The organism is Pseudoalteromonas sp. PB2-1, assembly GCF_045040605.1.
In the GTDB taxonomy this organism is placed as follows: domain Bacteria; phylum Pseudomonadota; class Gammaproteobacteria; order Enterobacterales; family Alteromonadaceae; genus Pseudoalteromonas; species Pseudoalteromonas arabiensis.
Genome location: NZ_CP090668.1, coordinates 452,453 through 476,163, shown reverse-complemented (window position 1 = coordinate 476,163; position 23,711 = coordinate 452,453). Strand labels below are relative to the sequence as shown.

Below are 23,711 nucleotides of genomic sequence, written 5' to 3'. Positions count from 1 at the left end.
TAAATTTAGGCTAAAACAGTAAAAACGTCCCAATTTAAAGTAAACGCTTTCTATATAAATCAATTACTTTGTTAACGGCAGGCAGCTTTGCTTCTAAAGTTAATAAATGAAATATGTTCAAATCAACAATTGGAACGTTCCTACAAGCAACGTAATATTGGCACCTTGAATACGTATTCATTAAACAGTTATATCATGTAAATTTACTTGTCCAGTGTTCATTAGGCATAAAAAAACCCGCAACATTGTGCGGGGTTTTCCATCATTAAAAGTGACTATGCAATTCGCTTTTTCCAGCTATCCGCTAAGCGAACCACGTTTAGTCCATACCAAGCAATAAATGCGTAGCACACTACAGGAACGAAGAAGCTCTGTTGAATACTCACAGTGTCGGCAACAACACCCTGTACTAATGGTACAAGTGCACCACCAACGATGGCTAAACATAACCAGCCCGAGCCTTTACTCGTCAGTGAACCCAAGCTTTCGATTGCAACTGAGAAGATTGTTGGGAACATAATTGAGTTAAATAAACCAATTGCCAGTACAGAGTAAAGTGCCACATCACCTTCTGTGAAAATAGTCACGAGCAATAATACAATTACCATCATTGCATTAAAAAATAATGCTTTTGAAGGTGCCACTTTTTGTAGTGCCGCAGAGCCAATAAAACGACCTACCATTGCACCGCCCCAGTAGTAAGCAATCAAGCTTGCTGCTGCATGTTCTTCAAGGCCTGCAATGTGTGCTTCACCAAAATAATTTACTAAGAAGCTACCAATTGATACCTCAGCACCCACATAACAAAAAATCCCCACAACACCCATTATTAAATGTGGCGCTTCTTTAAGGCTGTGATTTTTGGCTTTGCAGTCTTGCTCTTCTGAATGCTCAGATATCACTGGTAATTTAAAAAATGCAAATACCACTGCAATCGTTAAAAGTGCTGCAGCTAGCATCAGATAAGGTACTTTAACAGACTCAGCTGTTGCAGCATTCGCAGCTAATGTACCTGCTGTACCGAAGAATAAAATCCCCCCTACATAAGGGCCAACAGTGGTACCTAGTGAGTTAAGTGCTTGTGCTAAGTTTAAACGTGATGATGCGGTTTTTTCTGGGCCCAGCGCAACAACATAAGGGTTAGCTGATACTTGTAATACCGTAATACCCGAGGCTAAAACAAATAATGCACCTAAAAATAACCAGTATTCATGCACAACGACTGCTGGGTAAAATAACATACAGCCAATTGATGCCACCACAAGGCCTGTTAGTACGCCATTTTTATAACCAAGCTTTTTCACCAACATACCCGCAGGTAATGACACAATAAAATAAGCACCAAAAAAGCAAAACTGAACCAGCATCGCTTCTGTATAAGTTAAGTCGAACACCCCTTTTAGGCGTGGGATCAACACATCATTAAGAACTGTGATAAAGCCCCATAAAAAGAAGAGGGTTGTCATTGCCGTCAGTGGTAGCAGATAGTTTTTATTTTGCTGCGAGCCATCGGCGACAAACGATTGGTTTGTATTAATTTCACTCACGTGGTTTTCACTCCGTTAACAAGTTGTGTTCGATTCTACACATTGATGTAAAAATAGCACAAGGATTTAATAGGAACGTTCCAATTATTTAATTTCCTGCTATGATTGTATTATCTTAAATATTCAGCTGGGGAAGATGTGCAAACCATCAACTTCAAATCGGTGCCTTTTTTACAACAGCACATAAAAGATACGCTTGCTTTTTATCACCCTCATTGTGTTGATTACGCTTCAAACGGTGCGGGTGGCTTTTACCAATATTTTAAAAATGATGGTGAAGTTTACGACAAACAAACTCGTCATTTAGTATCTAGTACGCGTTTTGTGTTCAACTATGCAATGGCTTATATCGAGTTTAAAAACCCTGACTACCTGACACTGACAAAGCATGGTCTAGATCATCTTGAAAATGTTCATAAACAACTCTCGGGTGGCTACGCATGGCTGTTAGAACAAGACGAAGCCGGTTGCGTCACTATTTTAGATAATACAAACCACTGTTATGGACTTGCATTTGTGTTACTCGCGAATGCAGTTGCTCTTAAGGCAGGAGTGACTGAATGTGAGCAAACAATATCGCGAGTTTGGGATTTACTCGAAAAACATTACTTTGAACAACATCACAACGCGTATTTAGACGAGCGAACAGGTGACTTGAGTCAAGCAGATAGCTACCGTGGTCAAAACGCCAATATGCATTTATGCGAAGCTTTTTTGATGTGTTTTGAAGCAACGAATAACGCCCGCTATTTAGCACGAGCCAAGCTACTTGCAGAAACCTTTACAGTTAAACTGGCTGGAAATAGCCGACAATTTATTTGGGAGCATTATTCTCACGACTGGCAACTCGATCTTGATTATAACAAGAATGATCCTAAACACTTATTTAGGCCGTGGGGATTTCAGCCAGGTCATCAAACTGAATGGGCTAAACTGTTACTGATTTTAAATCGCCACATTGATGAGCCTTGGCTCGTTGAACGTGCCAAAAGTTTGTTTGATAAAACACTTACTGTTGCATGGGATAATCAGTATGGTGGTATATTTTATGGTTTTTCTCCAGATAAACAAATATGTGATAGCGATAAATATTTTTGGGTTCAAGCCGAGTCGTTAGCCGCAGCAGCCCTACTCGCTGATGCCACAAATGATGAAACCTATTGGCAATGGTACGAAAAGATTTGGCAGTACAGCTGGCAACATATGGTCGACCATAAGTACGGTGCTTGGTATCGAATTTTATCTGTCGATAACCGACCTTATAGCGATGAAAAATCCCCCGCAGGTAAAACCGACTATCATACTATGGGTGCCTGTTACGAAGTTTTAAGAACGATTAGATTGAGGAATGCAAAATGAGTTTAGTGTGTTTTGGCGAAGCATTAATTGACTTTCTATCAAATGGCAAACAGCCTGAGTCATTTACCAAATACGCCGGTGGTGCCCCTGCAAACGTGTCGGTGGCTGCTGCTAAACTCGGTTTAAAAACAAGCTTTTGTGGTATGTTAGGCGATGACATGTTCGGCCATTTTATAAAAGATGAACTGACCCAACATGGCGTAAATACCCAGTATTGCCAATTTACCGATGCAGCAAAAACAGCCCTTGCATTTGTTTCATTAGATGAAAGCGGTGAACGCTCGTTTAGTTTCTACAGGCCCCCTGCCGCAGACTTGCTCTATCGGGTTGATGATTTTGAACATAGCATGTTTTCTGAACACGCCATCATGCATGTATGCAGCAATAGCTTAACGGAACATAACATATATCAAACAACTATTTATGGCCTAACACAAGCCAAAAAAGCGGGTGCTATTTGTAGCTTTGATATGAACCTACGTGAGAATTTATGGCCAAGCATGCGTCATACACTTGATCGTATTTGGCATGTCATATCGCTCTCAGATATTGTGAAACTTTCACATGAAGAACTGGAATTTTTAAATAACCGCAGTCACAAAGACCAACCATTCGAGCACACTATTAAAACCATTTTAAAAGCTGGGGTTAGCTGTTTGTTGGTGACCAATGGTGGCGAAGCTATTCGATATTACCATGCTGATTTTACAGGTGAAGTCACTCCACCAGCCACCAAGGTTGTTGATACCACAGCCGCAGGCGATGCATTTATTGGTGGTATGCTGGCTAAAATTGGCCAGTATTGCCCCAATAAACAGAGTTTTAAAGAATACTGTCAAACCCAAAGCAATATCGAAGAGACGATTGCTTACGCAGCTAAAGCAGGTGCTTTTGCAGTCAGTCGCTATGGCGCATTTGCGTCATTGCCAAGTGCTCAAGATTTAATCTAACCTAGTATAATGCACGGTATTAATTACTTAATACCGTGTTCAAAACATAACCTTTAGCTAATTATTTAACACCTATTTCTACTGTCATTGTACTTTCTTCAGATTGGCCAACATAATAAAAAACATAATCCTGCCATGCAGCATCAGAACGCAATTGCTCTGCAATCAGAATCGCTTGCTCAATTGATTCTGAGTCTTGCTCTGCCGTCAAATCTAAGTGGCAAAGTGTTTCTCTACACTCTACATTTATAAGGTCTAATTTGGCTAGTTGCTCATTTGAAGAGAAAAGGTCGTTCAATTTAAATGTCATTTCATCAGCCCATTCATAGTTCACCTCTTGCTCGTCAAAAGGGACTTTCTCAATGTTCTTAGGGCTTTTATCTATAACAATATCACTGCTGGTAATGACTGGTTGCTCTCTTTTTTCAGTGGTCTTGCTATCCAACAGCGTTGTCGTTTTCATATTAGTTGATTCTAGCTTGACATCATTATTTATGTTTGTGAGTTTTTTACTTTTAGCAGCTACATCTTTATGTTCAACTAAAACTGAGTTTTCATCTTTTTTATTTTCCTTTAACTTAGTGACTTCATTTGTTTGCCCCATAAAATAGATACATGAGAGTACTATCCCCAGAAATACAATGACTAATTTAATTTTCATATCCCCCAGCTAACTCAAAATAAAGTTTTCACAATATATGATGTATTGATGTATTGATGTATTGATGTATTGATGTATTGATGTAAATTTTAAGTCTGTTATTACTTTTATAATGAGTAATCTAAAAAATCTTATTTAATACACTAACACCAATTAAAAAAGATAGTTATAAAATTATACGATAAAAGCTCTTAGTGTAACCTTTTCAGTAGGATAGGCTTTCATTAAGAAAGCTTTTCTTAATGGTATTTATAAACATCATATTGTATTGAAACTTAGCTTCTATAAGCTACCTACGGAACACTGATTACAGTAATTACTTATCATTTCAGCCTAAAAATGTAAGCATTGGTATTTATTTTAGGGGTGAAAATAAAACGAATACCGTAAAGAAAAAGGGTATTAATTTATTTAATACCCTTTAAAGTTAATTAATCATCGTTTTTACATTTATCAATGATAGGTAGGTAGCGTAGTACTTTCATGTTTGGATCAATCACGACATGATCAGCTTCTTTTAATGTGATACGCAGCTCTCCTTTATCCATTTGGTATATTTTCTCTATGCCATTTATCGAAATAGGAACTGGCATTGGGAAACGTTCAGCTGCAATTTGTGGATGTTGCCAGCTCAATGTTAACGTATCGCCGTTATATGTTTCTGTTAACTCAGGTAATTCAGCCTGCTTAAGATACATATTAAAAAACCATTGATAGTCTTTTTTGGTTAAACGATTAATTATGGCAATAAACTCGTTTGTATTACGATAACGAGGTGCAATTGGGTATGTTAATGACGCTGTGTTATTCACACCATAAAGAAGCTCTCGTGTTGCTTGCCAAAATACGTCTTCACCCACAAGCCAGCGAAGAGTGTGTAATGTCCAACCACCTTTGCCATATATATCGGAGTTAAACGCTTGGTCTGATGTAATTTGTCCATCAAGTACCACTGGTTCACAGTTTTTCAGCCCAAGGTAAGCTGAGTACATGCTGTGTTTATACGCTGCGTCACCAAATTTATATAAGCTGTAACTGGGTTGCATGTAAAAACCAAACCCCTCATGCAGCCATGCATCATTGAGCTTTTCATGGGTCATTAAGTTGCCAAACCATTCATGAGCCAGCTCATGTTGCAGTAACCAATCATAACCATTTGGATCACGCTTGTATTTTTTACCATACGCGTTGACTGTTTGGTGTTCCATGCCTAAGTGTGGCGTCTCAACAAAACCTAACTTTTCACCGCCCCATGGGTATGGACCAAGCATCTTTTCAAAAAACGTAACCTGCTGGCGTAAATCATTTTCGATAAGCTCTCGTGCTTTTTGCTCATTTTTTTTGAGAGACCAGAATTCGATAGGTACAGTCGCGCCATTCACACTGGTGTAATCCGTTTGAATACGCGTGTAAGGGCCAATATTAAGTGCAATGTTATAATCACTGGCAGGCACCGATAACAACCAATCAAACTGTTGTTTATTGCCCCCAACTGGCTTCACTTCTTGTAATACGCCATTAGTCACCGCACTCAGCCCTTGCGGTACTGTTAGACGAATGCGCATACTGTCTGCTTTGTCTGCAAAATGGTCTTTACATGGCCAGAATAAGTCGCAACCTTCTCCTTGCACAGCGGTTGCTATCCAAGGTTCACCTTGCTCTGTTTTTGAAAATACGAACCCGCCATCCCAAGGGGCATTTTTAGCTATATGAGGAAACCCTTGATAGGCTACAGCAACACTTACCATGCTACCTTTTGCTTGTTGCTCACCTAAGTCAACACGAATTACACCGCCATCTCGCTCATATTTGAGAACCTCGCCTTTTGAGCTCACCTCATTAATTGTAAAACGGCTATCCAATTTTAATTCTACAAATTGAGTGGCTGCCAGCATTTTAAACTCTGTAGTAGCAATACCTTTAATACGTTTATTATCAGGAAATACCTCAAGTGCCAAATCGTAGTGCTTAACATCACTTTTAAGTGCAATCGCCGATAAAGCTTGCCCTGTATCACCAATAACAGGATCTAACGCAATAGGTTTTGAACTACACGCGGCTAGCACAGCCGATGCTACGAGCGTAGTGGCTACTTTAAAAAATTGATTTACGTGCAAAATACTTTTTCCTTATCGTTATTTTTATTGGTTTAAAATGACATGAGCAATTATTTATTACTAAGATTTGCGATGAAATTCAGACCTATATTCAAAACAGATAGAGGTGATGCTCTGGATATGTAGAGTATCTAAACCTAGGACTTTTAACGGTAATCGTGGTATGTTTTTCAGCGTATCTAATTATTAAAAAGGAATTTATGCTATGAATAGCAAACTTCTTGCAGGAGGCGCAGTCGCTATTGTCGCTGGCGCGTTCCTCTATTCACAAAGTAATACAAGCATTAATGTAGAGTTGTCGCAACTTCAGCATGTCCCTGCCGACACGCCAATTTTTTATGGTCAATTAAAACCATTTCCGTATGCAAAATACTTTGAGCTTATGCCGAGTACAATGAAAGGCGGCAACGATTTAACACCCGCGATTGCTCAGCTAAGAACGAGTGGCGATCCAAATGCCCTCTTTATTGCAGCACTTTTAGAAAAGTACCAAACATCGTTAACATCATATGACACGTTCAAGTCTACATGGGGGTTCAGCGATGACTCTATGGGGCTGTTTTACAGCCAAGGATTAATGCCGATATTTCGTATTAAAGTGGGTGAGCAAACCGCACTCTTAAATAGCATTAAAGAGTCTGCTGATGAAGCGGGTATTGCCTACTCTGATGAATCTTCACAAGGTATCACGTACACACAATTTGCACTCACTGTTGATGGTATCGATGATATTCATCTGATTGCATCTGCAACAGATAACTGGGTAACACTCACTTTGAGTAGTCCCTTAACAAACGAGCAAGACTTACGAATTGCTTTAGGGGTTGAAAAGCCTGTTAAATCATTAGCAGATACCGATAAACTGGCAACGCTTATCAATACTTTTTCATTGGATGGAAATTCTGTAGGCTATGTTGATCATCAACGGATTGCTAACGCCCTTACTGGTAAAGAAAATTCTCGCTTACATCAAATGCTAAAAGAGTTACTTAATAAAGCACAGCAAGGCAATGCATTAGCGGCTATTTCAACGCCTGAATGCCAAGATGACATCGCCAGCATTGCCGCTAAATGGCCTGCAACTGTGTCAGGAACGACAAAAACACGTATCACTACTGATTACGCCAACTTTGATGTAAAAGCTGTTCTACAAAGCACAGATCAAGACTTACTTAATACTCTACAAGCCGTACGTGGTTTTGTGCCAAAACATACCACTGGGCTTGACGGCCAAGTTTTAAGTGTTGCCTATGGTGTTGATATCGCAAAAGTAATGCCGCTTGCCAATACACTAACGGGTGCAATTAAGTCAGCTGAGTTTAACTGTGGCCCAATTGTCGCACTACAAAATGAAATGCAAGATGTGAGCACAGCAGGGCTTGCTATGATGTCAGGCTTTGCAAATGGTGTGCAAGGTATGAGTGTGAGCGTTCAAGATGCTGCATTTACCATTGATGACTACCAAGGGCCACAAATTGATAAGCTTGATGCTATTGTTACCCTATCTGCTACCGACGCCCATGGTTTGTATTCGATTGCGCAAGGTTTTGTCCCACCACTTGCTAATATAAAACTGCCTGCCAATGGTGATGCGGTGCTGATCAACGAATACATTCCCTCGCCAGTGCCACTTAACTTTGATATTAAAATGGCGCTAAAGGGCAATCATATTGTGATTTTCACTGGTGATAAGTCAGCACAAATTGCCAATACCCTAGAGTCGCAAAGTGTCACTAAAAATGGCTTTGTGAACATGGCATTTGACGTTCAAAAAATTCTTTTACCTTTGCTAGATAGCGTTGCAGCAACCGGTCAATTAAGTGATGAGGAAATGGCTGAACTTGATTCACTACGTCATCAACCTGTTAGTGTTTATTTTGCCACAGACATCACTGATAACGGTATTAACATGGAAAGTAATGTGCAAATCACGAAAGAGTGATTAATTTAATTAAATACACAAAGAGCGCAATTTAGCGCTCTTTTTTTACACTCTCTTTCAGTACTATAAGCCCCATTTCATTTAAAAGTGTATTAATGCAGCTCGCTAATGATGGTAAATCAGTTGCTTCTTGATTAACACTTCATGTTTAACTCACTGTTATATGTAGATAACTAAAGACTATACTTGTTCCATTAAATGTACATGTTGAGGTTATTATGAGAATCGTATCTTTTACTGAAGCTAAAAATGATCTCAAAGCTGTTTTGGATGGTGTAGTTAATGATGCTGATACAACAGTTATTACCCGTCGTGATTCTGAAGATGCCGTGGTTATGTCTTTGGATTACTACAATAGCCTTATGGAAACAGTTCACTTATTACGTTCACCTAAAAACGCTGAACATCTAATCCGTTCGATTGCACAGTACCGTGCTGGTAAAACAACAGCACGAGAGTTAATTGATGAATGATAGTCAACGATTACTGTCGTGGACTGATGACGCATGGGATGACTACCTGTATTGGCAATACTCGAGACAAGAAAACACTCAAGCGCATCAACAAACTCATTAATGATGTTAAGCGCTCACCATTTGAGGGCATAGGAAAACCAGAGCCCTTAAAAGAGAACTTATCTGGTTTTTGGTCTCGTCGTATTGATGACACCAACAGACTTGTCTACATAATCGATGAGCAAGCGATAACGATAATTTCGTGTCGTTACCACTATTAAATCTGGCGCTAACAAAGCTATTATGAGTGATTACTCAGTGTCGGCTTTCTCAGATTGATTTGGTTGCCATTTAAGTGAGTTGTTGGTGTCTCGACTATTACAAATGGTGTTGTTTGAGCTTTCGATGCCACCGAGTTTAGCAAGTCGGTCGTACAGCACAACATTACAGGTCGCGGCTAGGTTCATACAACCTATTGTTGGCACATACACCACTTCATCACACCATTTCAGCACGTCCTTACTGACCGAGCCATCTTCAGGGCCAAACACATAAAATGCGTTTTCAGGATGCTTAAATTCAGGTAGTGGCGTTGCACCCTCAACCAGCTCAATCACCACCGTTGTTGCACCTTCAGGCTTGGCTTGTTCTAGGCTTTCAACTTGGATTAGTGGAATATGCTCAAGCACATTTTTGGTATCGGTATGGTACTTATTAGCGCGTAAATAACGGCTACCAGTAAAAAACACCTGCTTGGCATTGTAGCACCCCGCAGCACGTAATACACCACCCACATTCGTTGGGCTTTTTGGGTTTAACAGGCCAATGCTGGCTTTAAGGGCGCTCATTAATCGATGTCTCTGGTTGGCCACTCGGCCACGTATAGGTCAAAGTCATCTAGGTCAACATCACAGTCTTTCACTGTTTTGTCACGCACAGAAATACCTAGCTGATGCATCATATCTTTACTGCCACCGTTCAGTAATGGGTGCCAAGACGCAAGGCCACGGCCTTCGTAAAGGCGACGGTAGCTACAGCTTTGCGGCATAAAAAAGATATCTTTGAGGTTTTCTTTAGTGAGCTTTACACATGAAGGCACCAAGGTTTGGCGGTTCGCATATTCGCTACAACCACAGGTGTCGTTGTCTAGGTATTGGCAAACGATATTAGTGAAAATAAGTTCTTCACCCTCGCGTAGTTGATCCGTTGCGGTAAATTCATCTTCGTCTTCACTGTCGATAAATGTGTTTAAACAACATTTACCACAGCCATCACAAATGGCTTCCCATTCGGGTTGTGACATTTGCTCAAGCGAGCGCTTAAGCCAAAATTGATCTTCTAACATGGTATTACTCAAAGCCCCTAAACAGCGCGCATTCTAGCGTAAAGCCAGCATGCGCGCAAAGTTTAGCGAGTTTGAGCTACTGCTCGTTAACCCAACGCTTAATTTTCTCTTCAAGAATTGGCATCGGTAATGCGCCATCAATCAGCACTTGCGTATGGAAGGCTTTAATATCGAACTTATCGCCTAGCTCTTTGCTCGCGTAGTCACGTAGTTCTTGAATTTTGAACTGACCTAACTTGTACGATAGCGCTTGACCTGGCCACGCAATATAACGCTCAACTTCGGCAATAATGTCACTTTCGGCCATTGATGAGTTAGCCAACATGTAATCAATACCTTGTTGACGTGTCCAAGCTTTCGCGTGGAAACCAGTATCAAGCACTAAACGCATTGCACGTAATTGCTCATCTGATAAACGACCGTACCACATGTAAGGGTCAGTGAATAAGCCAAGCTCTTTACCTAAGCTTTCTGCATACAATGCCCACCCTTCTGCAAATACCGTGTAGCCACCAAATTTACGAAACAGCGGTAATCCTTCTATTTCTTGTTGCAAGGCAATTTGAAAATGATGGCCTGGTGCCGCTTCGTGAATAGACAGGGTTTCAAGTAAAAACTTAGGCTGTGCTTTTAAATTAAAGGTATTGATATAAAAAATACCTGGGCGTGAACCATCTGGTGCTGGCGACTGGTAAGATGCACCCGCAGCAGATTCTGCGCGGAAGTCTTCAACTGCTTTTACTATATAAGGCGCTTTTGGCGCAATATCGAACATTTGCGGCAGCTTAGCGTCGATTTTTTCTTTTACTGCTTCATACGCAGCAATTAGCTCTTCTGGCGTATCGTAGTAAAACTCATCTGAAGTTCTTAAATGCTCAAAAAACGCTTTTAAATCGCCTTCGAAACCCACAGTCTCTTTGACTTTTTTCATTTCAGATAAAATACGCGATACTTCGCTTAAGCCAATGTCATGAATTTCATCGGCGTTTAGGCTCAGCGTTGTATGCTGCTTAATTTGATACTCATACCATGCTTTACCATTTGGTAGGTCGCTATAACCAATGCTTTCGCGAGCATTAGGTATGTATTCGTTGGCTAAAAAGTCAGCCATTTTTTGATACGCAGGCACTAAACGCTCGCTGATCATCACGGTGTACGCGCTTGTTAGCTGTGCTTTTTGTTCGTCGCTGAAAGACTCAGGCAACTGAGCAATTGGCCCCCAGAATAATGACTCTTCTGGTTTTTCTACAATATGAGTTTGAAATTGTGGTAATAGTTTTTCAGCAAGCGGTTTAGGAAGAACCACTTTATCTTTCATGCCTTGGCGCATTGATTGCTCAACACTGTCTAACCACGCAATAAAGCCATCGGCACGTTTTTCAAATGCTAGATAATCTTCAACCGTGTTAAAAGGCTGTGCGCTTTGCCCAGAGCCTAACGCAGCAAAGGTATTATGCGCCCCGCCCATTTGGTTAATTGGCATTAAATAACTTGGAAACTGCGCGCCTTCAATCGCAAGGTCTAAATCGCGGGCTAGAATTTCGTAGCTTAATAATGACTGACCTGTTAATTGCGCTTTGTCGATATTTGCTAGTTTGTTTTTGTATTCTTTAACAAAATTAAGCTGCTCGTCACGGTTTGCTTTATTGATTGGTGCAATAAATTGGTCGTTATATTCGCTACGACCAATGTAAGTGCCGCCGATAGGGTTAAACTGTAAACCATCTTCAAAGTAATCGGCTAATAGTGTGTCGAGTTGTGCTGCGGGTGCTTTTGCTTGCGTCGTAGTTTGTGCGTTTTCAGTCGTCGGCTTTTCATTTTTAGAAGCAGGTTCGTTACAACCAACTAATGCAAATAGAACTGCCGAACTGATTATTGCTAATTTTATATTTTTCATTCTTTCCTTGCCCTGATAGTGATTACAGATAAATTATGCGGCTTTAGCTTGCTAATAAGCAAGTATCCCTGCAATTTATCGCAGTTTATTTACACTATGCAAAGTGGTTGCTAGAGTTGCGATTCGACTATCTAACTTTGAATAAAAATGAAAAAGACTCTGCTATCAATAAGCCTTGGCTTAACGGGCTTTATATCAATGAATATAAATGCTGCAACCTATATATCTGCAAAAGAAATGGTTGATGTTCATTCAGGAAAACTGATTAAATCACCACTTATTAGTATAGAAAACGGTCAAATAACAAGTGTAGATAGTAATAAAGAACCACGGCTAAAAGAGGGTGATAAACATATACAGTTGCCAGAACTAACCTTAGTGCCTGGTTTAATGGATATGCATGTGCATTTGACGAGCGATCCAACTGTGCCGCGCAGCGAACGAATTGGCCAGTCTATTCCACGTAAAGCGATTAAAGCGGCACACTTTGCAGAAAAAACCTTATACGCTGGATTCACTTCTCTGCGTAACTTAGGCGCAGAAGGCTACAGTGTGATTGCTGTACGTGATGGCATAAACGCAGGCGACATTGTTGGCCCGCGTATTTGGGCAGCAGGGCCGTCTTTAGGTGTAACTGGCGGTCACTGTGACAACAACCGTTTACCACCAGAAATGAAATACACCGCCGAAGGCGTTGCTGATGGCCCGTGGGCTGTACGCGCTAAGGTACGCGAAAACATTAAATATGGTGCCAATGCGATTAAGTTTTGTGCAACAGGTGGGGTTTTCTCAAAAGGCACTAAGGTAGGTATTCAGCAGTATTCACAAGATGAAATGAACGCCATTGTGAACGAAGCACACCTACGCGGCCTTACCGCTGCGGCACATGCACATGGTACGAGTGGTATAAAAGCCGCTATCATTGCTGGTGTAGACAGTGTAGAACACGTTAGTTTTGTTGATGACGAAGCCATTAAACTTGCTAAAAAACATGGTACTTGGTTCTCAATGGATATTTATAACACTGAGTACACACTTGCCTTCGGTGAACAAAACGGGGTTGCAGAAGAAAACCTCAACAAAGAGCGCCAAGTATCTAAAAAGCAGCGTGATAGTTTCAGCCGTGCCGTTAAAGCGGGTGTGAAAATGGTATTTGGTACCGATGCCGCAATTTACCCACATGGCGATAACGCTAAACAGTTTTCGCGTATGGTTGAGTTTGGTATGACGCCACTGCAAGCATTACAATCAGCGACAATTAATAGCGCTAAACTGCTAAAAGTGGATGATCAACTTGGTCAAATCAAAAGCGGCTTCTTAGCCGACATCATTGCGGTTAAAGGCAACCCGCTTGAAAACATTGCCGTACTGGAAGATGTAAAATTTGTAATGAAAGACGGCAAAGTCTATAAATAAATTGATTTTCTGGCTTCTTATTTAGAAGCCAGCTCTCCCCTTTTTTCACAATTCACCGCTCACAAGTTAAATAAGCTTTAACAAAACATCTCTTTTTTGTATTAAAACGAAAAAAATACCTAATTTAGATAAATAAAACTTGAAATGAAAATAGCTCGCATTATCATTGCCGAAAATTTTCGACAAATTCCCCATAATAATGACATACAAATACTCAATTTTAGCCCTAGCCTGCTTAAGCGCATTCAATGCAAACGCCAACGATTTAGACTCAGTTGAACGAATTACCGTATATGACAAACAAAACCGTGTGGTACTTGAGTCTGGCCTTGCCACTAAATCAAATATGACCTTAATGGAAACGCCAGCCCCAGTTGTGGTTGTTGATCAAGAGCTTATCAACTCGCAAGGCGCTACAAACTTACAAGATTTAGTACGTAATATCAGTGGTGTAACCCAAGCGGGTAACAACTACGGCATTGGCGATAACTTAGTGATCCGCGGTTTAGGCGCTAACTATACTTACGATGGCATGTATGGCGGTGCAGGCCTAGGTAACACATTTAACCCAACACGCTCAATGACCAATGTTGAATCTGTAGAAGTACTTAAAGGCCCTGCAACGGGCTTATATGGTATGGGTAGCGCAGGTGGTGTTATCAACCTTATTGAAAAAAAGCCACAATTTACTGAAAAGCACACCGTTAATGCAGAGCTTGGTCAATGGGATAGCTACTCACTAGGCTTTGATAGCACAGCTGCATTAACCGACAACCTTGCTTATCGCGTAAACGCAAAAACCGCTCGCAGCGAGGGCTACCGCGACTTAAAAGACGACCGTGACGAAATTTATGGCGCGTTAAAATACGTATTAAGCGACAAACAAGACATCATGATTTCTGCCGCTTATATCAAAGATGCCATTGCCGTTGATTCAATTGGCCACCCTATTCGTATTTTTAACAGCGACTCAGTAAATGGTAAAACCGCAGGTGAAGTAACCGCTGCCGATTTAATTAACGATGCAACGGCAAAAGGCCTGCAACTAACCGATCAGCAACGCCAGCAATTAGCAGACTCACTGGCAGCAAATGATGGCCTAACACCTTATACCTTTGGCCATAACGGTATTATTTCGCCAATGGCAAATGATAACGAAGGCGAAGAGCTACGCTTTAAGTTAACCCATAACTACTTCATTACTGATAATTTATTTTTAAACCAGCAACTACAATACCGTAATTACGAATCGAGCTTTGCCCGCCAAACGGGTGCTTATAACTACGTTTATTGGAACCGCAAAGGCGTGATCAATGCCGACCCGCGCGCTCCGTTAGTGGTTGATGACGTACTTTACCCATTTGCCGCTCGTCGCCAAGAATACCGCCAAGTAGAAGCTGACGAAAAATCATGGCAATACTTTGCTGATCTTCGTTATGACTTTAGCTTTGCCGGAATTGATAACGAGCTACTGGTAAACGCCAACTACGAAGACCGCGATATTCGTTTTAAACAATACTCAATTTACGATGCCGACAAGATCATTAAAAACAAAGATGGTGAGGTTACTTACCAAGGTCAATTACCGTACATTTTTGATATTCGTAACCCGAACTGGGGCGAAGGCAGCTTTTACGATTACGACCCGCTAAAAACCAGCAATTACAACAAAAAAGTTCAAGCTTGGGGTGTGGGTATTCAACATGTTGCCTATATTCACGACACTTTCACAACCCGTGTAGGCGTTGCGTTTAACCGTATTAAACAAAGCTACGAACACTTTGGTGTTGATGCGCGCTATCGTGCCAGTGCAGCCGAGCCAACACCAGAAGCAGATACATCAGACAGCGGTATGACCTATAACCTTGGTGCAACTTATAAACTGAGCGATGATATTTCGTTCTTTGTAAACCACTCTAAAGGTCGTACAGCATATAGCGTACTTGGCAGTGTATCAGGTACCGAAGCTGACCGTGATGACGCCGAATCAGTCAGTAACGACATCGGTATGCGTGTAAAAGCGTTTGACGATCAACTACTGGCATCACTTGTGGTATTTGATAGCGCCCGCACAAACCTTGAGTATGCCAACCCAGATTACGAAGCCGGCGTATCAGGTCCATCAGTACCAAAAAGCTTTTACGATGGTGAAGAGCAAACTAAAGGTGTTGAGCTTGATTTAAATGCCGATTTAAACGAGCAATGGAAACTTAACGTAAACGCGGTTTATCAAGACGCCCGTTCTTTTGATGCTCGAAAAAAAGGTGTGCCTTATGTAACAGCAAGCAGCTGGTTAAGCTATGACGCTAAATGGTTTGATTTAGCCGAGCCACTTACAATTAGCGCAGGCGTTCAATATGTTGATGACCGCAGTACAAACTCAACCTCGTTTGGTATTCCTGATGGCTACGTACCGAGCTACACAGTCTACGACGCCGCAATTCAATACCAAACAGATGATTGGAAACTACAGTTAAACTTAAATAACTTGTTTAACAAAACCTATTATTCAAAAGCAATGTTCTTAGGCGGTATGCCAGGTGAAGAGCGTAATGCTAAATTAACCTTTAGCTACACACTTTAATTGTGAATTGATAGCAAAAAGCGCGGCTTAGATAAGTCGCGCTTTTTTTGTTTTAGAGCAACGGCCCATTTAAAAATGAATGCGTTTTTTCTACTAACTGGTTTCACGAATTAGATATGCCGCCTTTAAAATTGCACCGCAAAATTCTATTTGCTATTTTACACGCTCATAAATGGATAATTTAAGGATTTAAGGATGAACCCACTACAACAATACCCAATGCCAGATCGACCAAGTAACCCCAGCCCTTTAGAAATTGCTATTTATAATTATGAATTACTAGCCAAAAAACACTATGACGACAAACGCCGTAAATCTGCTGCGTCTAAAGAAAAGCTACAAAGGGATTACGACCACTTACAAAAAGAGCGCACACGTTTAGAGTTTTACCGAGCTGAAAGTGAAAATTAAAAATTATATGATGCCAGCCAACGTTATGATGCCAAAAAATGTTAAGTGAGATGGTAAATCATGAAGCTGTTTTCATTAAAGCCTGTTACTAACTCTTACGACATGGTTGAGTGGGACATAGTTTCATTCGCTGAAAAAATACAACCAATGTTGCCATCTAATCAAGATGCTTGCATGTTTCTTCTTGATATCCATATGAATAATGACTCTTTATTAGAGTACTGGCCTGAAGATTATGAGTTATCATTTTTACCTGGTTATCTAAAAGATAACTACGATATCAGCATCATGGATGGATTTATTGCTCTTCGAATGAATGCTTATGATGTTTTAAAAGGTTTATTAGCTCCTTTAGGTGAGTTCATTGAAACAAAAGCTGATGGTGAACCAATTGTGATTTTTAACTTGCGTACATTTGGTCAAGAAGATGAGACTAAATGTGAGCGTGAATACCTAGATGGCTATCCTCTGGATTATATTAAAATTGCTTTCATCAATGATGATGTAGAAAATAAACCTGTATTTAAAAGTAAGTTAACAGGTGGTTCTCGTTTATTTTGTACAGATAAGTTTAAATCTGCCGTCGAAGCTAATAATTTGACTGGTGTCTTTATTGACGAAGATCTAAATAATATTTTTTCTAGTTAAGTAATGTTCTTAGGCGGTATGTCAGGTGAAGAGCGTAATGCTAAATTAACCTTTAGCTACATACTTTAATTGTGAATTGATAGCAAAAAGCGCGACTTAGTTGGGTCGCGCTTTTTTGTTTTATTTAGTGAGAGCGAGTTTGACTAGTGGCTTGTTATTGGACAGAAATGAGTTAGATTCGACAGACGACTCTATGCCAAAAGCGGACGGTGGTAACGCTTCAATAGCCGGCGCAGCTTTGCTGCGTCCGACGCCGAAGGCGTGTAGTTAATTGACTTGTTATGTTTTGGTTGTTTGTTACTTATATCGGCCTTCCAAGAATTCAAGAAGCTCTTTGATCGGGGTAAAAAACCTTTTTATGTCATCGTAATACTCATCAAGAAACGATTCATCTAAATATTCATGAGATGAAGTATTTCTGTTGTCTAATAGCTCCTGCCAAACAATTTCGTTGCTTAGCCAACCTGCTGAAAAACCTTTTTTCATGGTCTCCCTTGGTGTTGCTGGATGAATGCCTTCATATTTGAGTCCACGCCTAAGTGTCTTCCAGACTAGCTCTACAACTGTTTCAAACCTTTGAATAGTCCCTTCCATGACTAATTCTCGATCTCTCGGGATTGCTAATGCTGATTCTAAGTTATCAACGGCATTTCTCAGGTTATCTAAGCTATCTAGTAGTTTTCTGTTACTGCTCATAAATTATTTTTCCATTTTCCAATATTCTATTTTTTAACCTGTCAGGGTTTTTGAAGTAGTTTACTACTGATATTTGCAAAACAGTTCTAACTTCGTAATAGGCACGCTCTCTAAGCTTGACCCAGCCTTCATGAACCAAACCTTCGGCATCTATAGCTAAGTCAACATCAGAATATTTTTCATAGTCACCACAAGCTCTAGAGCCAAAGATTATTATCCTGTTGACTTCATCGATATTAGAAATATCAGATATAAAATCGATTACAGTATCAGGAAGTGGGCTAACACCAGATAATTCGAGTCTTTTGTTCAATGCTCACTCCAATGCTTGTTTAAACATAACAATTTAATAGTGCGCAAATAGCGCATATTTCTACAACACAACAACTCACTTTCATCATTACTACATTTTTATCAAATTAGCTAACCTTTTGCTAGCTAAAAAATATTTTTATATTGGTAAAGTGGTCTGATGATAAATATGCGCTAATTGCTCATTTAACTGAATATATAGGAAAGTTGTATATTCTGAATATAAAAATCTATCAAAAGAAAATATTCAATGTCCGCTCATAGCCGACTCTAAGCAAATACGTTAATTTATTTTGGAGCATTAACGAGCTACAGCTCCCTGCTTTTTAACAAACGAAAAACTGTCAGATTCAATTGAATCATTCAACCAAACCTGACAGTACTTGTTAAAAAGCTCAACTTAAAGCGTCATCACAATTCGGCCTGTGATATCGCCTTTTAGCATGTCGTCAAAAATATCGTTGATATCTTCGAGGCGTTTTTCTTCAATAATGGCTTTAACTTTACCTTTGGCTGCAAAGTCCAGGCATTCTTGTAAGTCTTTACGCGTACCAACGATTGAGCCCACGACAGAAACACCATTTAATACAGTGTCGAAAATCGGTAGTGGCATCTCTTCTGGTGGTAAACCAACTAAAACGCATTTACCACCACGGCGTACACTTTTGTAGGCTTGCTCAAAACCTGGTTTTGATACGGCTGTACACACAACACCATGCGCACCACCCACTTGCTCAAAAATGGTTTCTGATGGCACTTGCTTCATAAAATCAATAGTGATGTCTGCACCAAGCTCTTTAGCAAGGTTGAGTTTACTTTCACCAGTATCAACGGCAATTACATTAAAGCCCATCGCTTTTGCGTACTGCACCGCTAAGTGGCCAAGGCCACCCACACCAACTATAGCAACCCAATCACCTGCTTTTGCACCCGTTACTTTTAATGCCTTGTACGTCGTAACACCGGCACAAAATAATGGCGCAGCTTCTGCAAAGCCTAACCCGTCTGGTACTTTTACAACAAAGTCACCATGTGCAACACAATACTCAGCGTAACCACCGTCTATTGAATAACCTGTATTGTGCTGCTCAAGACACAAGGTTTCTTTACCTTCTAAGCAGTAGTCACAATGCCCGCATGCACTATACAGCCAAGGGATCCCTACTCTATCGCCCACAGATAAGTGCTTTATATTAGCCCCTACTTTTTCAATTGTACCGACCCCTTCGTGACCAGGTACTAATGGCATTTTAGGTTTTACAGGCCAATCTCCATGGCATGCATGTAAATCAGTGTGGCACACACCGCACGCCGCTATTTTAACTAACACGTCGTTTATCCCTACCTCAGGGCATGGAATATCTTCAATAGTCAGCTTACCTTTGTATTCTTTATTAACTGCAGCTTTCATAACGTTCCTCCTTTGTTTTATTTTAATTGAGCACTTTGAGCCTATACGATAACGCAAACTATTGTCACCAATATTGATACAGATCAAACTGTTTATTTTTTGTTCGATTTCAATTTTCCTGTTTAACACTTAGTAAAATCAACGGACTAGCTCAAAATTTAGACTTTAGTCGCGTAACATCGAATAGTGGCTATTTCTTTTAGTTATACCAACACCGTGCTAGCATTAAATTTCTGAAGTTTTTGAATACAAAAAATTATGAGCCTATCTGAAAAAAATTTAGCTTTTGTAATGCACTGCGGTGAAATGGGTAGCCGTTGGGGCTTTAATCGCACTATTGGTCAAATGTGTGGTTTACTCACCATTACTAAAGAGCCCATGACCGCCAATGAAATTGCCGATACCTTGAGTATTTCACGTGGTAACGTGAGTATGGGCATTAAAGAACTTCAGTCTTGGCGTTTAATCAAGGTGCATCATATCCCTGGCGACCGTAAAGAATACTACGGCCCTGCTGGCAGTATTTGGGACATGGCCAACCGTGTATTCGAAGAGCGTAAAAAACGTGAGATAGACCCAACCCTTAGCTTACTTCGCGATAATATTTTAGAAGAAGCCCACAACGATGATGAGCGCTTTGCCCAGCAGCAAATGCAAGAAATTCACGACCTACTTGAAACCGTTACAAAATGGTCGGCAGAGCTACAACGTTTAAGCCCTGAACAACTCCAAAGCCTAATGAAACTCGGTTCAGGTATTGGCAAGGTACTCGATTTTAAAGACAAAATTTTGAAGAAGCCTGGAAAAGAATAAGTTGCGAGTTTGATATTGTAGGCGTGAAACTTGTTTCGCGCGTTTGCTTGAAGGCAGTGCTTTAGCGCGCAGTGGGTATGGATATTTATTGTAAAAAGTGACAACCTCACACCCAAAACCTTCTATTCCATTAACCACCAAGCTTTGATAAAACTTGGTGGTTAAAAATCAATTACTTAACCGCTGGGTAACCGATGCGATCTGATAAGTAACCAACACTGGTTGCAAAGTAATACGAGCGATTCCAGTGCATCAGTGCTTTGTAGTTATCGTAGGCTAGATACATACGACCGTTTACATCATCTGGCATTACCATTGCGGCGGTAACATCAACGTTTGGTAAGTCGCTACCATCCATTTTACGAACACCGATTGCTTGCCAGTCAGCAAGACTGCGCTCAGAGTCTTTCCAGTACTCTAACCATTGGCTGCGCGTTTTAGTGCCACGTTTAAGAATGTTTGCGTTATCAAAGTCTTCAGGTAATTTAACTTGACGACCCCAAGTTAAATCATCGTTCCAACCTGCTTGCTTTAAATAATTAGCGATTGAAGCAAATGCGTCTTCTTCTGTGGTCCAAATATCTTTGCGGCCATCACCGTTGTAATCAACAGCGTAAGCGTTAAATGAGGTTGGCATAAACTGCGTTTGACCCATTGCACCAGCCCAAGAGCCTTTGAACTTATCAAGGGTAATGTGGCCCTCTTTTAAGATATCAAGCGCTGCCCAAAGTTGGTTTTTATACATAGTTTCGCGGCGGCCATCAAAAGCAAGTGTGACTAATGATGCTATCACACTATGACCACCTTGGATTTTACCAAAGTTACTTTCAAGGCCCCAAAGTGCAACAATAAAGCGCGCTTGAACGCCGTATTCTTTGGCTACTTTTTCAAGAACCTCTTGGTTTTCTTTGTATAGTTTACGCGCGCGGTCAATTTTCCATTGCGGCACACGTTTTGGTAAATAGGTTTCGAGGGTTTCTTTTACTTCAGGCTGATTTTTGTCAGCTGAAATGACTTTCTTTTTAAATTTAGCTGTTGCGAATGCTTGCTCGATTAAGGCTTGATCATAGCCTTTTTCTATCGCTTCATTTTTTAATGCAGCAACGTATACGTCGAAGTCAGCTTGTGTTTTTTCCTCTGCCAATACAGATGTGCTTAATGAAGCACTTAGTAGAACTACGGCAAGTTTTTTAATCACTCTCAGCTCCCTTGTCTTTTTTAAATTGGGTTAACAGGTTTTCTTCTGGCGGTGGTAATTGCAAGTAGAAACCTTGGTCAATTAACGCTTGCTTAACCGTTTCTAAGTCTGCCAAACCTAACTTTTCACGACTAGCAAGATTAATTATCATCACATACTGTGGTTGACCAAATGTGTCCATTAAAGGTTCAGGAACACGCGTAAAATCATCTCTTTTTTCTACAAAAAGGTAGGTATCCGCTTTTTTCTTACTTTTATACACCGCAGTTAGCATTATGACCCTATAATATCTTGCTTAACGAGGGCGCACACTATAACATGACTCTTATAAGAAGATTAAAAATTTCGGTTAGATTTTTACTGTATACGCCTTGTTCAGCCTGCGTTTATTTAAAAAAGAGCTAACCAAGACAATTCAATTGAGCATGTATGTCGGAACAAATTTTTGAACTAAAAGGGAACCTTTTTACTTTATCTGTGTTGCATCTATTTTCAGCAGATACCTCTCTTTTAAGTAAGCAGTTAGATGAAAAAATAGCCCAAGCACCTAAGTTTTTTGCAGGCGCGCCCATCGTAATTAACTTAAGTGATGTACAAGGTGACTCGTTTGATTTTTCTTTCTTAAAATCAATGCTTACCAGTCTATCGTTTAACCCTGTTGGTGTGTGTAATGGCAGCCAAGAGCAAAACGAAAACGCCAAAGCGGCAGGCTTATCAGTCCTAAATTATTCACAGGACGTTAAGGGGGCAACCGCTAAACAACAAACAAATACATCTATCGTTGAGAAAACCGTTCACCTACCTGCACAAGTGATTCACGGCACAGTTCGCTCTGGTCAGCAGGTCTATGCAAAAGATCGTGACCTTATTGTTATTGGTGCGGTTAGTCATGGCGCAGAGGTGATCAGCGACGGTAATGTTCATATTTATGGCACATTGCGCGGACGTGCAATTGCAGGTGCTAAAGGCTACAACGAAGCACAAATATTTTGCCAAAAATTAGAAGCAGAACTTGTTTCAATTAATGGTAGTTATTGGATCAGCGATTCCCTACAAGGTGAACACTGGGGCAACGCAGTACAAATCCAACAAAAAAATGATTCATTAGAAATTTCAGCTTTGGTTAAAGGATAAATCTCATGGCAAAAGTAATTGTCGTTACTTCTGGTAAAGGTGGTGTTGGTAAAACCACATCGAGTGCTGCAATTGGCACAGGTTTAGCGCTTAAGGGCTTTAAAACCGTTATTATCGACTTTGATATTGGTCTACGTAATCTTGACCTTATTATGGGTTGTGAACGCCGTGTTGTTTATGACTTTGTAAACGTAATCAATGGTGAAGCTAACTTAAATCAAGCCCTTATTAAAGATAAGCGAGTTGATAAGTTACACATTTTACCTGCGTCACAAACACGTGATAAAGATGCCTTAACCCGTGACGGTGTTGAACGTGTACTAAATGATTTGAAAAAAGACTTTGATTACATCGTATGTGATTCGCCAGCGGGTATTGAAGCGGGCGCAATGATGGCAATGTATTTTGCTGATGAAGCAATTATAACAACAAATCCTGAAGTATCATCAGTACGTGACTCCGACCGAATTTTAGGTATTTTGCACAGTAAATCTAAGCGTGCTGAAGAAGGCCTAGAAAGCGTTAAAGAACACTTATTATTAACACGTTATAACCCTGAGCGTGTTGAAAAAGGCGAAATGCTATCAGTTGAAGATGTGCAAGAAATTCTTGCGATTAAACTTTTAGGTGTTATCCCTGAATCACAAGCAGTATTAAGTGCATCAAACTCTGGTCAACCAGTGATTTTAGACGGTGAATCAGATGCAGGCCAAGCCTATACTGATGCAATTAATCGTCTACTAGGTGAAACTGTCGATTTCCGCTTTTTAGATGTAGAGAAAAAAGGCTTATTTAAACGGATTTTTGGAGGTTAA

The 23,711-nt window shown here is 40.3% G+C and carries 22 protein-coding genes and 1 pseudogene; 12 read left to right on the top strand and 11 right to left on the bottom strand.

Features of this window, described 5'->3' with window-relative positions; all coding sequences use genetic code 11:
* Window positions 1-275 precede the first annotated feature (275 nt).
* Window positions 276-1,547 carry a sugar MFS transporter gene (locus L0Z67_RS19060; RefSeq protein ID WP_371352760.1) on the bottom strand — a complete coding sequence of 424 codons (1,272 nt, stop codon included), beginning with the start codon at window positions 1,545-1,547 and terminating at the stop codon, window positions 276-278.
* A gap of 147 nt (window positions 1,548-1,694) precedes the next feature.
* On the opposite strand from L0Z67_RS19060, the gene L0Z67_RS19055 reads away from it, so the two are divergent.
* Both L0Z67_RS19055 and L0Z67_RS19050 read left to right on the top strand, forming a co-directional pair.
* Window positions 1,695-2,906: an AGE family epimerase/isomerase gene (locus tag L0Z67_RS19055; RefSeq protein ID WP_392353845.1), complete on the top strand. Its 1,212-nt coding sequence runs from the start codon at window positions 1,695-1,697 to the stop codon at window positions 2,904-2,906.
* Window positions 2,903-3,856 (top strand): carbohydrate kinase, encoded by a 954-nt coding sequence (locus L0Z67_RS19050; RefSeq protein WP_392353209.1) that lies wholly within the window; start codon window positions 2,903-2,905, stop codon window positions 3,854-3,856. The genes L0Z67_RS19055 and L0Z67_RS19050 overlap by 4 nt, the downstream gene beginning before the upstream one ends.
* Window positions 3,857-3,917: 61 nt before the next feature.
* On the opposite strand, the gene L0Z67_RS19045 is transcribed toward L0Z67_RS19050, so the two are convergent.
* Window positions 3,918-4,517 carry a hypothetical protein gene (locus tag L0Z67_RS19045; RefSeq protein WP_237115659.1) on the bottom strand — a complete coding sequence of 200 codons (600 nt, stop codon included), beginning with the start codon at window positions 4,515-4,517 and terminating at the stop codon, window positions 3,918-3,920.
* A gap of 431 nt (window positions 4,518-4,948) precedes the next feature.
* Entirely contained in the window at window positions 4,949-6,634 is a 1,686-nt protein-coding gene (locus L0Z67_RS19040) for a M1 family metallopeptidase (protein ID WP_392353207.1), read from the bottom strand.
* Window positions 6,635-6,839: 205 nt separating this feature from the next.
* Here L0Z67_RS19040 and L0Z67_RS19035 point away from each other — a divergent pair, with 205 nt between their 5' ends.
* From L0Z67_RS19035 to L0Z67_RS19025, 3 genes and pseudogenes are all read left to right on the top strand, one after another.
* A complete protein-coding gene (locus L0Z67_RS19035) occupies window positions 6,840-8,576 on the top strand; it encodes a hypothetical protein (protein WP_392353205.1) in 1,737 nt (578 codons plus the stop codon).
* Window positions 8,577-8,794: 218 nt separating this feature from the next.
* Entirely contained in the window at window positions 8,795-9,049 is a 255-nt protein-coding gene (locus L0Z67_RS19030; RefSeq protein ID WP_062568045.1) for a type II toxin-antitoxin system Phd/YefM family antitoxin, read from the top strand.
* A pseudogene (locus L0Z67_RS19025) lies at window positions 9,042-9,312 on the top strand (Txe/YoeB family addiction module toxin). The gene L0Z67_RS19030 and the pseudogene L0Z67_RS19025 overlap by 8 nt, the downstream one beginning before the upstream one ends.
* 30 nt (window positions 9,313-9,342) lie before the next feature.
* On the opposite strand, the gene L0Z67_RS19020 reads toward L0Z67_RS19025, so the two are convergent.
* The 3 genes from L0Z67_RS19020 to L0Z67_RS19010 all read right to left on the bottom strand — a co-directional run bounded on the left by L0Z67_RS19020 (window position 9,343) and on the right by L0Z67_RS19010 (window position 12,273).
* The gene (locus L0Z67_RS19020) at window positions 9,343-9,879 is read right to left on the bottom strand and encodes an RNA methyltransferase (protein ID WP_392353202.1); all 537 of its coding nucleotides are present in this window, start codon (window positions 9,877-9,879) and stop codon (window positions 9,343-9,345) included.
* Complete coding sequence (locus L0Z67_RS19015) at window positions 9,879-10,376, bottom strand: YcgN family cysteine cluster protein (RefSeq protein ID WP_138616689.1); 498 nt, start codon at window positions 10,374-10,376, stop codon at window positions 9,879-9,881. The genes L0Z67_RS19020 and L0Z67_RS19015 overlap by 1 nt, the downstream gene beginning before the upstream one ends.
* Window positions 10,377-10,452: 76 nt before the next feature.
* The gene (locus L0Z67_RS19010) at window positions 10,453-12,273 is read right to left on the bottom strand and encodes a DUF885 domain-containing protein (protein ID WP_392353200.1); all 1,821 of its coding nucleotides are present in this window, start codon (window positions 12,271-12,273) and stop codon (window positions 10,453-10,455) included.
* Between the two features lie 147 nt (window positions 12,274-12,420).
* Here L0Z67_RS19010 and L0Z67_RS19005 point away from each other — a divergent pair, with 147 nt between their 5' ends.
* The 4 genes from L0Z67_RS19005 (at window position 12,421) to L0Z67_RS18990 (ending at window position 17,332) form a co-directional block, all read left to right on the top strand.
* The gene (locus L0Z67_RS19005) at window positions 12,421-13,689 is read left to right on the top strand and encodes an amidohydrolase family protein (RefSeq protein ID WP_392353198.1); all 1,269 of its coding nucleotides are present in this window, start codon (window positions 12,421-12,423) and stop codon (window positions 13,687-13,689) included.
* 199 nt (window positions 13,690-13,888) lie between these two features.
* Window positions 13,889-16,273, top strand: coding sequence for a TonB-dependent receptor (locus tag L0Z67_RS19000; protein WP_392353197.1), 2,385 nt, complete (start codon window positions 13,889-13,891; stop codon window positions 16,271-16,273).
* A 195-nt stretch (window positions 16,274-16,468) separates the two neighbouring features.
* Window positions 16,469-16,684 carry a hypothetical protein gene (locus L0Z67_RS18995; RefSeq protein ID WP_392353195.1) on the top strand — a complete coding sequence of 72 codons (216 nt, stop codon included), beginning with the start codon at window positions 16,469-16,471 and terminating at the stop codon, window positions 16,682-16,684.
* A gap of 60 nt (window positions 16,685-16,744) precedes the next feature.
* Window positions 16,745-17,332 (top strand): hypothetical protein, encoded by a 588-nt coding sequence (locus L0Z67_RS18990; RefSeq protein WP_392353193.1) that lies wholly within the window; start codon window positions 16,745-16,747, stop codon window positions 17,330-17,332.
* A gap of 297 nt (window positions 17,333-17,629) precedes the next feature.
* Here the strand turns inward: L0Z67_RS18990 and L0Z67_RS18985 are convergent, their stop codons facing one another.
* The 3 genes from L0Z67_RS18985 to adhP form a co-directional block, all read right to left on the bottom strand.
* Entirely contained in the window at window positions 17,630-18,028 is a 399-nt protein-coding gene (locus L0Z67_RS18985) for an HI0074 family nucleotidyltransferase substrate-binding subunit (RefSeq protein ID WP_392353189.1), read from the bottom strand.
* Window positions 18,018-18,341, bottom strand: a complete 324-nt coding sequence (locus L0Z67_RS18980; protein WP_392353187.1) for a nucleotidyltransferase domain-containing protein — start codon at window positions 18,339-18,341, stop codon at window positions 18,018-18,020. The genes L0Z67_RS18985 and L0Z67_RS18980 overlap by 11 nt, the downstream gene beginning before the upstream one ends.
* A 399-nt stretch (window positions 18,342-18,740) precedes the next feature.
* Window positions 18,741-19,751 carry an alcohol dehydrogenase AdhP gene (gene adhP / locus L0Z67_RS18975; protein ID WP_062568053.1) on the bottom strand — a complete coding sequence of 337 codons (1,011 nt, stop codon included), beginning with the start codon at window positions 19,749-19,751 and terminating at the stop codon, window positions 18,741-18,743.
* 258 nt (window positions 19,752-20,009) lie between these two features.
* Between adhP and L0Z67_RS18970 the strand changes: the two genes are divergently transcribed.
* Entirely contained in the window at window positions 20,010-20,564 is a 555-nt protein-coding gene (locus tag L0Z67_RS18970; RefSeq protein ID WP_062568054.1) for a GbsR/MarR family transcriptional regulator, read from the top strand.
* A 172-nt stretch (window positions 20,565-20,736) separates the two neighbouring features.
* Here L0Z67_RS18970 and L0Z67_RS18965 read toward each other — a convergent pair whose 3' ends face one another.
* Complete coding sequence (locus L0Z67_RS18965; RefSeq protein WP_392353184.1) at window positions 20,737-21,762, bottom strand: lytic transglycosylase domain-containing protein; 1,026 nt, start codon at window positions 21,760-21,762, stop codon at window positions 20,737-20,739.
* Entirely contained in the window at window positions 21,755-22,036 is a 282-nt protein-coding gene (locus L0Z67_RS18960) for a YcgL domain-containing protein (protein WP_392353182.1), read from the bottom strand. Before L0Z67_RS18960 ends, L0Z67_RS18965 begins: the two co-directional genes overlap by 8 nt.
* A gap of 155 nt (window positions 22,037-22,191) precedes the next feature.
* On the opposite strand from L0Z67_RS18960, the gene minC reads away from it, so the two are divergent.
* Together minC and minD are read left to right on the top strand one after the other, a co-directional pair.
* The gene (gene minC / locus L0Z67_RS18955) at window positions 22,192-22,896 is read left to right on the top strand and encodes a septum site-determining protein MinC (protein ID WP_062568057.1); all 705 of its coding nucleotides are present in this window, start codon (window positions 22,192-22,194) and stop codon (window positions 22,894-22,896) included.
* A gap of 5 nt (window positions 22,897-22,901) precedes the next feature.
* Window positions 22,902-23,711: a septum site-determining protein MinD gene (gene minD / locus L0Z67_RS18950; protein WP_062568058.1), complete on the top strand. Its 810-nt coding sequence runs from the start codon at window positions 22,902-22,904 to the stop codon at window positions 23,709-23,711.